General features: G+C 46.4%; 11 protein-coding genes. 3 read left to right on the forward strand and 8 right to left on the reverse strand.

Features of this window, described 5'->3' with window-relative positions; translation table 11 throughout:
• Positions 1–17 precede the first annotated feature (17 nt).
• Entirely contained in the window at positions 18–1,046 is a 1,029-nt protein-coding gene (locus K9N75_RS20910; protein WP_020303545.1) for an alpha/beta hydrolase, read from the reverse strand.
• A gap of 580 nt (positions 1,047–1,626) precedes the next feature.
• Here K9N75_RS20910 and K9N75_RS20915 point away from each other — a divergent pair.
• Entirely contained in the window at positions 1,627–2,607 is a 981-nt protein-coding gene (locus K9N75_RS20915) for an IS5-like element ISKpn26 family transposase (protein WP_000019445.1), read from the forward strand.
• A gap of 285 nt (positions 2,608–2,892) precedes the next feature.
• Here the strand turns inward: K9N75_RS20915 and K9N75_RS20920 are convergent, their stop codons facing one another.
• From K9N75_RS20920 to ptsP, 7 genes are all read right to left on the reverse strand, one after another.
• Positions 2,893–3,255 (reverse strand): PTS fructose transporter subunit IIB, encoded by a 363-nt coding sequence (locus K9N75_RS20920; protein ID WP_004091200.1) that lies wholly within the window; start codon positions 3,253–3,255, stop codon positions 2,893–2,895.
• 14 nt (positions 3,256–3,269) lie between these two features.
• Entirely contained in the window at positions 3,270–4,133 is an 864-nt protein-coding gene (locus K9N75_RS20925) for an AraC family transcriptional regulator (protein ID WP_039185938.1), read from the reverse strand.
• A 130-nt stretch (positions 4,134–4,263) separates the two neighbouring features.
• Positions 4,264–5,214, reverse strand: a complete 951-nt coding sequence (gene tal, locus K9N75_RS20930) for a transaldolase (protein ID WP_224452071.1) — start codon at positions 5,212–5,214, stop codon at positions 4,264–4,266.
• Between the two features lie 137 nt (positions 5,215–5,351).
• On the reverse strand, positions 5,352–5,669 hold the full coding sequence (locus K9N75_RS20935) for a PTS fructose-like transporter subunit IIB (protein ID WP_039185943.1): 318 nt from the start codon (positions 5,667–5,669) through the stop codon (positions 5,352–5,354).
• Positions 5,670–5,702: 33 nt separating this feature from the next.
• Entirely contained in the window at positions 5,703–6,953 is a 1,251-nt protein-coding gene (locus tag K9N75_RS20940; protein WP_175320414.1) for a class II D-tagatose-bisphosphate aldolase non-catalytic subunit, read from the reverse strand.
• A gap of 18 nt (positions 6,954–6,971) precedes the next feature.
• On the reverse strand, positions 6,972–8,024 hold the full coding sequence (locus K9N75_RS20945; RefSeq protein WP_004091211.1) for a PTS fructose transporter subunit EIIC: 1,053 nt from the start codon (positions 8,022–8,024) through the stop codon (positions 6,972–6,974).
• A 43-nt stretch (positions 8,025–8,067) separates the two neighbouring features.
• Positions 8,068–10,584, reverse strand: coding sequence for a phosphoenolpyruvate--protein phosphotransferase (gene ptsP / locus K9N75_RS20950; RefSeq protein ID WP_039185952.1), 2,517 nt, complete (start codon positions 10,582–10,584; stop codon positions 8,068–8,070).
• A 358-nt stretch (positions 10,585–10,942) separates the two neighbouring features.
• Between ptsP and K9N75_RS20955 the strand changes: the two genes are divergently transcribed.
• Positions 10,943–11,596 carry an HAD-IA family hydrolase gene (locus tag K9N75_RS20955; protein WP_130996001.1) on the forward strand — a complete coding sequence of 218 codons (654 nt, stop codon included), beginning with the start codon at positions 10,943–10,945 and terminating at the stop codon, positions 11,594–11,596.
• A gap of 16 nt (positions 11,597–11,612) precedes the next feature.
• Complete coding sequence (tkt, locus tag K9N75_RS20960; protein ID WP_224452072.1) at positions 11,613–13,604, forward strand: transketolase; 1,992 nt, start codon at positions 11,613–11,615, stop codon at positions 13,602–13,604.
• Positions 13,605–13,692: the final 88 nt, after the last annotated feature.

The following is a 13,692-nucleotide window of genomic DNA, read 5'->3' on the forward strand; positions in this document are numbered from 1 at the left end:
CAAGAAATAATAATTTATCACTCACTGTATTGATGCAAAAAACCTTTAGCTTTAAAAAAGGTAAACCACGCTTCCGGCCGGGAAAAATCGACCTGATATTGGTGAGGAATAACTCTAGACCCATTAAAAAAGGTCGTTTGAACAGGAACATTTTTATTTTTCAGCGTATCTGCCAACGCCTTTCCCTGATCGGAAAAAGACATGTAGTTTCCATCCGCAATAAAAGTTGGGGGGAATTTTGATGTTACATTAGTAATAATATCAAACTGCTCGAGTTCTTTACTTTGCCGCCATAGTTCCTTGCCAAGATAAGCTGACCCAATAGTATCAAAGGCCTGTTTTATCAATGGGCTATCAATTGCTAGCGTCTTCTCAACGCTATATGGGCCACAAAAGAGCAAAACACCGCGTATTATATTTTCTGGAATAGACTGCGTAATGTTCAGCTCACGACGCATTTTCGCATTACTCATCGCTAAAACACTTTGTGCTGAGATCTGCGCACCGGCCGAATCACCAGCCAAAAACACACGTTTGTCATCGATCTGAGGATAGGCCAGAGCTAAGGAAGGCAAGTAGTTAAGCAGCTCATATACTTGCAAGACTGGCGTAGGGTAACGAGCTTCTGGCGCCAATTGATAATTCATAGCAATAACCACATAACCCGCGCTTGCTAACATCGAAACAATACTTTCCACGTTCCGCTTGTCACCCGAAATAAAAGCACCACCATGCACCCAGATAATCACCGGCAAAGACGCCTTAAATGTGGATTGCGATGGATAGTAAATATCAAAATCACTGCTACCATATTTTGACGGATAGTGAAGATCACCAACGCGAGTGACATTATTAGTATATTTTGTGTAATCATCCGGTAACACAGAAATATCAGGGATCATATTCCTAGCAATATAAACCAGCGCTGCTTGACTTGTTACACTAAAATAAAGAAATGTAATAAAAACAATTAAGCATAGAGAAAAATACATTCTCTTTCTGGTTTTTCTGCTTTTTACGTTATAGACCTGTATAGCATCACTCATTCTTCAACCTACGCTATTCTAACCCAATGGGATAGTGGCATTAAGTAAAATGGTATAGCTGCCAGTTATGAATGAAACCATGACAACAAGAAATGACGATAAAATAAAAGCTAATAAGTAATACACGCCAAGCATCCTTTCATCTCAACATTATATATTTACGCCGCCGAGAAGATACTACATGCAGAAAAAATGAAGACCATGAGACTTTTCTATAATGGAATCATTGCTAAATAGATAGCAACGATCTTTTAGTGCGTTAAAAATATTTTTGATAAAATTAATTACTATTAAAATATTATTTTTGTAGAATTAAAAACCATTTATTTCATTGTTTACGATCTATTGCTTTGCACGATTAGTGTGATTCGCGTCACATTTTTGCGTAGAAAGGAGGGGGTGTTACCGCATAGGTATAGAGGAAACTTGCCTGTCATCTGATGTAACGGATCTATATATCATCCCGTAGCAGGCATTTTCAGTAACAAACAACCGTTACCAGTGGCCACTAGGGAAGGTGCGAACAAGTTCCTGATATGAGATCATCATATTCATCCGGAGCGCATCCCAGAGGGACATCATGAGCCATCAACTCACCTTCGCCGATAGTGAATTCAGCACTAAGCGCCGTCAGACCCGAAAAGAGATTTTCCTCTCCCGCATGGAGCAGATTCTGCCATGGCAGAATATGACCGCTGTCATCGAGCCGTTTTATCCCAAGGCGGGCAATGGCCGACGGCCCTATCCGCTGGAGACCATGCTGCGTATTCACTGCATGCAGCATTGGTACAACCTGAGCGACGGTGCCATGGAAGATGCCCTGTACGAAATCGCCTCCATGCGCCTGTTTGCCCGATTATCCCTGGATAGCGCCCTGCCGGATCGCACCACCATCATGAATTTCCGCCACCTGCTCGAGCAGCATCAACTGGCCCGTCAATTGTTCAAGACCATCAATCGCTGGCTGGCCGAAGCAGGCGTCATGATGACCCAAGGCACTTTGGTGGATGCCACCATCATTGAGGCACCCAGCTCTACCAAGAACAAAGAGCAGCAACGCGATCCGGAGATGCATCAGACCAAGAAAGGCAATCAGTGGCACTTTGGCATGAAGGCCCACATTGGTGTCGATGCCAAGAGTGGCCTGACCCACAGCCTAGTCACCACCGCGGCCAACGAGCATGACCTCAATCAGCTGGGTAATCTGCTTCATGGAGAGGAGCAATTTGTCTCAGCCGATGCCGGCTACCAAGGAGCGCCACAGCGCGAGGAGCTGGCCGAGGTGGATGTGGACTGGCTGATCGCCGAGCGTCCCGGCAAGGTAAAAACCTTGAAGCAGCATCCGCGCAAGAACAAAACGGCCATCAACATCGAATACATGAAAGCCAGCATCCGTGCCAGGGTGGAGCACCCGTTTCGCATCATCAAGCGGCAGTTCGGCTTCGTGAAAGCCAGATACAAGGGGCTGCTGAAAAACGATAACCAACTGGCGATGTTATTCACCCTGGCCAACCTGTTTCGGGTGGACCAAATGATACGTCAGTGGGAGAGATCTCAGTAAAAACCGGAAATAACGCCAGAAATGGTGGAAAAAATAGCCTAAATAGGCTGATTCGATGTGTTTGCGGGAAAAAAATCGGCCCAGATCCGCGAAATTTTAATCAGCGAGTCAGCTTGGGAAGAAATGACCTGCTTATTCGCACCTTCCCTAGTCGTCTTTGTGGGGTAAATAAATGCCAATTTTGCAAAATTATGCTGAGAGCTTGCAGATAATGAACCGGCAATGTCTAAGTTGATGATGCTCTTGGTGCAAATGCGGCTTTATAGAATAAAACCGCATCACAGGCTATATATCGAGAGTTTTCCCTTTCGAGTAATGCAATATTTTTTTGATATTCACCAATAAACTACTGCTATCCATGAGTAATGAACTGATCTTTACATTAATCACCCGGCAGCCAGAAAAACGGGCGGGCTCGTCGATAACAATATCGGCAGCAACAATCACCAAATCAGTTTGAGCTATGTCACTCTCTAATAGCTTGTTTTTGATACCAAGGACTCCTTGAGTCTCGATCTTGATGTTAAAATCGTATTTTCTAGCGAGCTTTTCGAGTATTTCTGCTGCCATATAAGTATGCGCCACTCCTGTCGTGCAAGCGGTAACCGCAAGGATGTTAATTTTTGAGGTGCCTTTTTGAGACGACATATCTCCTCCTTTTTTTATGATTTATTCGTCAATGAGTGGTTACGGTTAATTTTTCTATATTCCATCGGTGTGCACTCATTTATTAACTTAAAAACTTTGCAAAAATAATTATTGTCAATGAATCCGCTTTTAGCTGAGATTTCCCGTATTTTTAGAGTGGTATTGATTAAGAGTAAGCGTGATTTAGCAATACGAGTCTGTGTAAGGTATTCGTTAAATTTTACCTCAGACGACCGCGTAAATAATCGGGATAAATAACTGGGTGAAATATTAAAAAATGCAGCAACGGAATCGCGGCTAACACTTTGATCAAAGTTGTTGTCTATATAACACTTGATATCATCAATCAGCGAAACGTTTATATGGTTGGAGGTTGTCTGGCTGAGTTGATCATAAATGTTATTGGCTAGGGCAAGCACCAGATGAGAGAAGGTTTCACTGGTGGTATCCTGTGACCAGGCGAGTTCTTCCGTGAGTTGCAGGATGTGATCGCGGATATTAACGCTGGCGTGTTGTAAGGCGAACTTCTCCACTTCTTTAAACTGATGCCCATCCCAATTGATCATGCTAAAACCAATATCTTGACGCGAAAAAACCAACGAAAGGGAAATCACTGGCGTTGACCAGTCAGGCAAATTCCAGCCATTAGCGGGGATATAGGTGATGGTTCCCACTGGCTGTTCAAAGCGCATTATCTTATCGGTGCCTTTCGGCACCAGCATAGTCATCACACCTTTAACCGTCAGTTCGAGGCGAGGCAGAGGCAGTCGATAGGCCATACCAGGAGGTTCCGCCCGCCCGTTGGCGACAAAGACAGCGCTGGAATTGGCATAAATACTACTGTATTCACTCAGTATTGACTGGATAAATGCACTCATTGCCTATTTGATCCCACATCTGCTTAGAGAATGATAAATATTACATATTAACTTAGCATCAGCCTGTCATCTGTATACACGTCCACGCAGATAGATGACAAATGACAAGCCTAATCGCCGCAATACGAACCTAAAGCAATTCGATGATCAAGGCTTCAAGATTATTTTGATCGACAGCAAACAGCCGGATTCCTTCGGCAAGTTTATCCACGGCCATTGGATCCTGATGGTGTAGCCAGTTGAACTCGGCCTCACTCAGTGGAGCGGGTTTGGCAGCAATATCCCCGTTATAAACGATCGGTTGCGCAATACAATCATTGCTGTTTTGCAACTGAGCCAGCAGGGCCGGTGATACTGTCAGACGGTCGCAGCCGTTTAGTGCCAATACTTGTGCGGGTGTGCGGAAACTAGCCCCCATAACGATAGTGCGGTAGCCGTGCATTTTGTAAAACTGGTAGATCTTGCGCACGGACTGTACGCCGGGGTCATTCTCTGGGGTTGTCGCCTGCGAGGGATTGTTCTTCTGATGCCAGTCGTAGATACGACCAACAAAAGGTGAGATTAAAAACACGTCAGCATCAGCGCAGGCTCGTGCCTGAGCAAATGAAAATAGGAGCGTCAGATTACACTGGATCCCCTCTTTTTCCAGCACTGCGGCTGCGCGAATACCTTGCCAAGTAGCGGCAAGCTTAATTAATACGCGCTCTTTGCCAACACCTTGTTGTTGGTAAAGCCGGATAAGGTGGCGTGCTTTGTTGATACAAGCTTCCGTATCCCAAGAAAGGCGAGCATCCACCTCTGTTGATATACGGCCAGGAATACGTTTGAGGATCAATGTACCGATACTGACCGCCAGATAATCGGCAATCGCAGCGGCGCGTGCTGCATTATTCGGATAGGACTCCCCTACGCTCGCGATCGCATCGCTTAGCAATGTACGGTACTGCGGAAGCTGCGCGGCTTTGTAGATAAGCGAAGGGTTAGTCGTTGCGTCCTGTGGTTGGTATTGCAAAATGCTATCAATATCGCCGCTGTCGGCGACAATCACAGTATGTTGCTTTAACTGATCAAGTTGATTCATTGTATACTCTCATCGTTTTAGTTTTCTCTTGTCGGCGCTATTAAAGAACGCGGAGAACGGGACTGAACTGTGCAAAGGAGCAGACCCGAACGCCGCGAACTAAAGGTTAGTGACTGGCGCCAAGAGAGTTTAGATAGTTATTCGATGCCAAGATTTTCGGCAATTTTCACCATAATTTTGTCTGCGTGGCGGACAGCAGTGTTAGACCCCACGCGGACAATTTTTTTATGATTAAATCGGCCTTCATTTTTAATGCTGATATCGTTAGTTAGAATAACCATGTCGGCATTTTCAATGTCTGCGGAATTTAATTCATTTTCAATTCCACTGGCACCTTGAGTTTCAACTTTAATCGACCAACCTTTTTTCTGCGCAGCCGTTTGCAATGCTTCTGCTGCCATATAGGTGTGCGCGACGCCTGTAGGACATGCCGTTACAGCAATTAAAATTGTCATATTTTAATATCCAAAAGTGAGATGAATAATTACTTAGGCCTCAGAAACTCGACTGGTTAACCCTGGCATATTAAAACACTCGGCTTCATTCTGAATAATATCTTTAATTTTGTTGATCACATAACGCTGTGGCTCAACGCCAAATTGAGACAAGTTGGCAAACATTTTTTTCATTTCAACTACGACGTCATCTTTCTCGTAATTATAATGACCACTCAGCTCGAGAATCTCTTTTAATAAATCTGGCTCGCTGAAAATTTGCTCTTCAGATTTATTTTTATGTTCTTCGGTGATCCACTTTTCCCATTTATGGCTAAGAACACAGGCTTTAGTCAGTACGGTTTTAAAATTAGAAGCGGTTGGGATCAGTGCTTTTTCCGCTAAATCTTTCTCTACTTCATGGAGCTTGAGGTATGCTCGGGTTTCCCAAGTGCCATAAGCCGGAGCCACATTCATCGCAGTAATACCCAGACCTGGATGTTTGAGCAGAACATCGTCTGATAGGTAATCCCCATTGTGTTCTTTCAACCCAACGCCATATTGGCAGCTAATGTCAGAAAGTTGATTAGCCTGAATATCGTTAAAGTGGCCAACATTGCGAGTCAAACGAGTCAGTGTCCCGGTCTGCCCGACAATGAACAGCGGTCGCGGTAATCCCGCATCATCTAGGCGTTTATTCAGCTCAATAATAAAAGCTTCAAAAGCCTCAATGGAAGTCAGACCGCCGTTAGTCTCTTCAGTACCGACTTCGTAATAGAACTGCTTAAGGCCTTTTTCTTTGCGGTAATCTTCACAAAACTGAATAAGATCGATGGTCCGTTGTAATACGACTTCAATATCAATGGCTTTACCAACCACATACGGGTCTTTCGTTGGGTCGATATGCAACAGATCGAAACCAGCATCCATATCCACTTCATATGAGCGGCGAGCCAGCGCCATGGCCTGATCTTCAGGAATATGGTCTTTACGCTCTTTGTCACGCTGCCACGGGCCGCCGTGGTCACGGCATAGGAAGTAATCTCCGTCAAAGCCCACTTTTTCCGCGATGGCTTTAAGATCAGCAGCAAAGCGGAACTGATCCCAGTTATTGACATAACCGGCACCAAATTCATCTGCATCAACCTGATTACGGCTAGCGATAAACATTAGGGGTAAGTCTTTTTCTTTTCCCAATTCGAAGCAGGCCTGAATCAATGCCGGAGACATTGGCCCTATACCCAACATGGAGGATTTTCCGCCCTTAACAATGTAATCAACATACTGCTTTAAAGAGTTTTTCATACTATCTCCAGTTACTTATCAATCGAACGAAATATCGAAATCTTGCTGTTCTTTCACTCTTGGTTTCATCACGGTTTTCAATACTTTGACTGCAATAGCCGTGGCTGCAGCGCCGGCAATAACAGCGATGACATATCCAATAGGGTTGCCGACAACCGGCAGTACGATAAGCCCGCCCCAAGGTGCGGCATTGGTGGCACCAAACCACAGTGCGAGGACGGAACCCACGGCCCCCCCGATCATGTTGGCTGGAATGACTCTCATCGGATCGGCTGCGGCGAACGGAATGGCTCCTTCACTAATGCCGATACAACCCATAACAAATGCGGGTTTACCCGCTTCGCGTTCTTCATCGTTAAAAATACCTTTGAAGAAGAACGTTGCCAGAGCCATCCCCAGTGGCGGCGTACAAGCGGGTACGGCAACGGCGGCCATCAATTGCGGGTTGGTACTTATCAGAGCCACTGCGAAAAAGAAGGCCGTTTTATTAACGGGTCCTCCCATGTCGAAGGTGATCATGCAGCCCAAAATGATGCCTAACACCACGAAGGATGCGCCCTGCATACCTGCCAGCCATACGCTAAGGGATTTCATAATCCAGGCTACGGGATCGCCAACGACGTAATAAATAGCGATGCCAGTTAAGAATGTCCCCACCAGAGGAATAACAAAAATCGGTAATACCATGCGGAGGAAATCGGGCACTTTCAGTCGCGCGATTATCTGTAATAGCATCCAAACGACCAGACCCGCGATGATGCCTGCGAGCATACCGCCCAGAAATCCAGCCCCCATTTGGTTAGCCAGATAGCCGCCAATGGCACCCGGAGCAATACCTGGTTTTTCGACCATGGAATAAGCGATAAAGCCTGCCAGAATAGGAATAAATAGACTTAATCCAGCGATACCGATATCGGACATAGCTTTTAGGAAACCGTGGTCGGGTACCGCAGCTTTACCGCTAAACATCACGGCCAAAGCAAGTAATACCCCACCAGCGACAACGAAAGGAATCATATAAGAGACGCCAGTCATAAAATGGCGTTTAGTGTTTTTCAATAAACTGAGCATAGTGACCTCGTGTAGAGTGAGAGGTGATTCATGTTCTAATTAATTAAATAGCAGTTGAAATTGCCTGTGCGACAACTTTGTAAATATCATTTTTTGTATTGCTGCGGCTTATTTCATTTCTGAAATCCTCATTCATGATTTTCCTTGCCAATTGAGAGAAATATTTCATGTGTTCATTATCAGTACTGCTCTTACGAATGGTGAGCATAATAATAATGTTGACCTGTTGTTCTCCCCATTGAATAGGTTTCTGCAATTTGGCAATACTGATCGTAGAATTGGTAATAAAGTCGGATTTAGTATGGGGAATAGCAAATCCATAGCCGACCGCTGTCGGGAATGAATCCTCTCTTGCCCACACATCTTCTGCTAATTTTTCAGGGTTATGCGTTCTATCCTGAAGCCAAAGATTATCAGTAAGCATCTTTATTACTTCATTACGATTCTGTAAATCCAGATTATTTAAGATGCAGCTCTCAGAAATAATAGGAAGAGACGTTGTTATCTTGACGTTCGGGTTCTCCAGTATCTGCCGCACTTCTGCTGAACTCCCCAATGCAAGAGCCTGCTGTAAAAGATCGCCGCACTGCTCTTGCTTCATACTGGCAATTTCACTTTTGATAGTGGGGATTGCCGCCGAGCTCATACTTAATTCATCAAAACCCATACCAATTAACAGAGGTAGAAGTTGTAAGTTGGCCGCTAATTCACCACAGATACCAATCCAGCGGCCTTGGCGGTGAACTTCATCTACAGCGAACTTTAGCGCACGCAAAAAAGCCGGAGAGAAGTTATCGTAAACGTGTTCAACCCGTGTATTACCACGGTCTGCCGCAAAGAGATATTGGGTGAGATCGTTACTGCCTACGCTGAAGAAATCGGCGTGACGGGCAATTTCTGGCACAGCAAACAGAACGGATGGCACTTCTAGCATGACACCCATTTCGATATTTTCATCAAATTTTATATGGTTGGCTCGAAGATCTATTTTGACGGATTCAAGCACTTCGCGGCACCAAACCACCTCTTCCACGGATGCAATCATCGGGATCATGATTCTGGCGTAACCTGAGGCTGAGGCCCGCAAAATAGCCGACAACTGGGTTTTAAAGAGAGTAATAAATTCTGGATAGATACGAATAGCGCGATATCCGAGGAACGGATTTTCTTCAGGCTGAATATTTAAATATTCCAAAGGTTTATCTCCGCCAATATCGATAGTGCGGAAAATAACCGGTTGGTTGTTCGCATGTTTAATGACGTCAATGTACTGCTGAGTCAATTCATCTTCCGTAGGGGGAACCGCACGATCCATAAATGCCAGTTCGGTACGGAACAGACCAATTCCCTCGGCTCCATTGCTGAAGGCTCTGGCCGCTTCGAGATCGCTGCCAATATTGGCAGCGACTTCAATGCGACGCCCATCAGCTGTAGTGGCTGGATTAATGACCTGCGCGAGCATCTGCTTTTGCTTCTGGGTTTTAGCGTCGATGTCACTCTGGTAATAGCGTAATACCGCATTTGTCGGCGAAGGGATCAGTAATCCAAGATTCCCGTCGAGTACCATTAATTTGTCAGGGTCAAAACTCGGCGCATTATCATCAAGATCGGTTATTGTTGGAATACCGAGTGAACGAGCCAGAATCGCCGTATGCGATGTCTTACCCGTATTTGACAACACCATTCCTGCCAGCCGAGTTTTATCTAATGCCATAAATTTCCCAGGCGTCAGGCTATCGGCGACCAGAATTGACGATTCCACCAGTTCTATCCGTGAATGTGGAAGATGAATATCGCTATTAATTTTACTCAATAATTGCAGAGTAATATCCATCACATCCAGCACACGTTCTTTAATGTACTTACTGGAAGAATTATTCAGAATGTCGCAGAACGCGATAGCCGCTGAAATCACAGCAGAGAAAGCATTATGTTGTTGGCAAATATATTCCGTAACCTGTCCTGCAAAAGTAATGTCATTCACAATAGACAAGTGTGCTTCAATAATATCGCGTTCAACTCCGCAGGCATTTTCAAGCTGTGTTACTTTTTCATTTTTGAGATTTTCAATTCCCTGTTGGAACAATGCCAGCTCAGCTTTTTCACCCAAATACCCCACCGGTGCCAAACTCTCTAGCTGACAAAAAGTGATACTTTTGCTTACTACCGAGCGAGCTATGGCGATCCCACCGCTAATACGAGTACCGCGTATATATACAGGGTGAGTTTCCCGTAAGGTTCGTGGCAAGGAAAGATCGACATCTGGGGTTTCTTCGGTGTGGGTTTCTTCCTGCAAGGATATTTTTTCTAATAAGTCTGCAAGCTGAACACAAGCATCGAATTCATCATCGCCACTTAGCGTGATCTTGCATTCATCCTGAAACAAAGTATCAGTTCCCACCAGTGCTAGGGCACTTTTTGCATTGGCAGTGATGCCGGTGCGAGAATTGCTCCAGGAAATATCCGCGCTGAAGGTATTACACAGGCGTTCAATGTGTCCGGCAGGGCGGGCATGAATACCTTCTTTCAGCTTGCAGGCATAAATTAATTGCTCAGCCATAACTACTCCGCGTTAAGAATATTTAGCGACATTATTTTTCACGTCACCCATGCCTCTATCCTCGTGGGGCAAAAGCTGTTTTTACATAGTAAAATTGTGACCTTTGCTGTAGTTGAGTTTTATAATAGTAAAAGTGTGATTGCTATCTCAGTTTTATAGACAACCACATCTCCTTCATTCTATTGATTTAAATGAATTAATTTTCATATCTATTGTTCTGCGAGGTTTTGAGATATTCATCACAGGTTTGAAAAATGAAATGAAGGTAACTTTATTTATATAAATGTCTTTTTATTACTATTTTAATTACTTTCCTGCGCTCTAAGATGAAGTCAGATATTCATTAGAGGGCAGCGCTATGCACTGTAAGGCTTTATTATTTGATTTGGATGGCACGCTGGTAACTTCTCTCAATTTTGTTGAGCATTCTTGGACACGTTGGGCCGAGATGCATGGCCTGTGTGCGCTCGAGGTGAGAAATTTTTTACATGGCAAACCGGCAATAAGTACCCTCCGGCACTTTCTGCCGCAAGCGAGCGAAGCGGAATTACACCACCAGTTTTTAGCACTGGAAGAGTATGAAGCCACTCACACCGAAGGTATTGAGGCTCTCCCCGGTGCCAGCACATTTCTGACACGGCTGAATGAGTTGGAGATCCCGTGGGGGATTGTGACCTCGGGTTCGATGAAAGTAGCTGCCGCACGGATCCGCCAAACCGGTTTACCCCTTCCCCCCGTCCTGATCACCAGCGAAAACATAATCCATGGCAAACCTCATCCGCAGCCTTTCTTGTTGGGCGCTGAGCGTCTCGGCATACAGCCGGAGCAGTGTGCCGCGTTTGAAGATTCCCTCGCAGGACTACAGTCTGTTTGGGCTGCGGGCTGCCAAGCGGTTGAAGTGAAAACTGCACACTCGGTACCCCATAATTTGGGTCAGATTCCAGCGTTAGAAGACTACCGCTCGATACGGATTTCACCTCGTTACGATCACTTTTTCCTGAGTTTTCAATAAATTTTCAAGGTAGAACATGACAACACGACAAGAGTTATCCAATGCTATTCGTGCACTCAGCATGGACGCAGTACAAAAAGCCAAATCCGGTCATCCGGGCGCCCCTATGGGTATGGCCGACATTGCCGAAGTCCTGTGGCGCGATTTCCTGAACCATAACCCGCAGAACCCTGCATGGGCTGACCGCGACCGTTTCGTGCTGTCTAACGGCCACGGCTCAATGTTGATTTACAGCCTGCTGCACCTCACAGGTTATGACCTGCCGATTGAAGAACTGAAAAACTTCCGTCAGCTGCATTCCAAAACCCCAGGTCATCCGGAAGTGGGCTACACCGCAGGTGTGGAAACCACCACTGGCCCACTGGGTCAGGGCGTTGCGAACGCAGTGGGTATGGCGATTGCGGAACGCACTATGGCCGCACAGTTCAACCGCCCTGGTCATAATATCGTTGACCACTTCACCTACACCTTTATGGGTGATGGCTGCATGATGGAAGGTATCTCCCATGAAGTTTGCTCACTGGCCGGTACGCTGGGTCTGGGTAAACTGGTTGCCTTCTATGATGACAACGGTATCTCTATCGACGGCCACGTTGAAGGCTGGTTCACTGACGATACGGCGAAACGCTTTGAAGCCTACGGCTGGCACGTGGTGCGCGGCTTGGACGGCCACGATGCAGACGCTATTAAACGCGCTGTTGAAGAAGCGAAAGCAGTAACTGACAAACCTTCACTGCTGATGTGCAAAACCATCATCGGTTTCGGTTCACCAAACAAAGCCGGTACGCACGATTCCCACGGCGCACCTTTAGGTGACGCAGAAATCGCGCTGACCCGTGAGCAGTTGGGCTGGAAATACGCGCCATTCGAAATCCCGTCAGAGATCTACGCTCAGTGGGATGCGAAAGAAGCAGGCCAGGCGAAAGAATCGGCATGGAACGAGAAGTTCGCAGCCTACGCTAAAGCTTTCCCGCAGGAAGCCGCAGAATTTACCCGCCGTATGAAAGGCGAAATGCCTGCTGAGTTTGCTGCTAAAGCGCAGGAGTTCATCAAGAGCCTGCAAGCTAACCCGGCAAAAATTGCCAGCCGTAAAGCCTCCCAGAACACTATCGAAGCCTTCGGCCACTTTCTGCCTGAATTCCTCGGCGGCTCCGCCGATCTGGCACCATCTAACCTGACGATCTGGTCTGGTTCAAAAGCGATCAACGAAGATCTGGCCGGTAACTACATCCATTACGGTGTACGTGAATTCGGTATGACGGCGATTGCCAACGGTATCGCGCTGCACGGTGGTTTCCTGCCGTACACCTCCACCTTCCTGATGTTCGTTGAATATGCCCGTAACGCGGTGCGTATGGCCGCGCTGATGAAGCAACGCCAGGTGATGGTTTATACCCACGACTCCATCGGTCTGGGCGAAGATGGCCCAACTCACCAGCCGATAGAGCAGCTTGCTGCCCTGCGTGTGACGCCAAACATGAGCACATGGCGTCCGTGTGACCAGGTTGAATCAGCGGTGGCGTGGAAATACGCAGTAGAACGTCACGACGGCCCGACCGCGCTGATCTTCTCCCGTCAGAACCTAGCACAGCAGGATCGTACTGAGCAGCAACTGGCGGATATCGCTCGTGGCGCATACGTCCTGAAAGATTGTGCAGGCCAGCCTGAACTGATCCTGATCGCAACCGGTTCTGAAGTTGAACTGGCTGTTGCGGCCTGGGATCAGCTGTCTGCTGAAGGCATCAAAGCGCGCGTGGTTTCCATGCCGTCTACCGATGCGTTCGACAAACAAGATCCTGCTTACCGTGAAGCGGTACTGCCGAAAGCGGTTGCTGCGCGTGTTGCTATCGAAGCCAGCATCGCTGACTACTGGTACAAATACGTTGGCCTGAACGGCGCGGTTGTGGGCATGACCACCTTCGGTGAATCAGCTCCAGCAGAGCAATTGTTCGAAGAGTTTGGCTTCACCGTAGAAAACGTAGTGAAACAGGTTAAAGCCGTTCTGTAATTGCTTTATGTTTGATAAGTGGGTCACTCGTGGATCCGCGGTCACTAGCGGGTAAAAAAGGACGGGCATAGAGTTATGTGATCTACTG

Source organism: Hafnia paralvei, assembly GCF_020150375.1.
Taxonomy (GTDB): domain Bacteria; phylum Pseudomonadota; class Gammaproteobacteria; order Enterobacterales; family Enterobacteriaceae; genus Hafnia; species Hafnia paralvei.

Excerpts from the sequence above, each read along its gene's own strand:
- K9N75_RS20910 (WP_020303545.1), bottom strand. The coding sequence starts at position 1,046 with ATGAGTGATGCTATACAGGTCTATAACGTAAAAAGCAGAAAAACCAGA.
- K9N75_RS20935 (WP_039185943.1), bottom strand. The coding sequence starts at position 5,669 with ATGACAATTTTAATTGCTGTAACGGCATGTCCTACAGGCGTCGCGCAC.
- tal (WP_224452071.1), bottom strand. The coding sequence starts at position 5,214 with ATGAATCAACTTGATCAGTTAAAGCAACATACTGTGATTGTCGCCGAC.
- K9N75_RS20955 (WP_130996001.1), top strand. The coding sequence starts at position 10,943 with ATGCACTGTAAGGCTTTATTATTTGATTTGGATGGCACGCTGGTAACT.
- K9N75_RS20925 (WP_039185938.1), bottom strand. The coding sequence starts at position 4,133 with ATGAGTGCATTTATCCAGTCAATACTGAGTGAATACAGTAGTATTTAT.
- tkt (WP_224452072.1), top strand. The coding sequence starts at position 11,613 with ATGACAACACGACAAGAGTTATCCAATGCTATTCGTGCACTCAGCATG.
- ptsP (WP_039185952.1), bottom strand. The coding sequence starts at position 10,584 with ATGGCTGAGCAATTAATTTATGCCTGCAAGCTGAAAGAAGGTATTCAT.
- K9N75_RS20915 (WP_000019445.1), top strand. The coding sequence starts at position 1,627 with ATGAGCCATCAACTCACCTTCGCCGATAGTGAATTCAGCACTAAGCGC.
- K9N75_RS20945 (WP_004091211.1), bottom strand. The coding sequence starts at position 8,024 with ATGCTCAGTTTATTGAAAAACACTAAACGCCATTTTATGACTGGCGTC.
- K9N75_RS20940 (WP_175320414.1), bottom strand. The coding sequence starts at position 6,953 with ATGAAAAACTCTTTAAAGCAGTATGTTGATTACATTGTTAAGGGCGGA.
- K9N75_RS20920 (WP_004091200.1), bottom strand. The coding sequence starts at position 3,255 with ATGTCGTCTCAAAAAGGCACCTCAAAAATTAACATCCTTGCGGTTACC.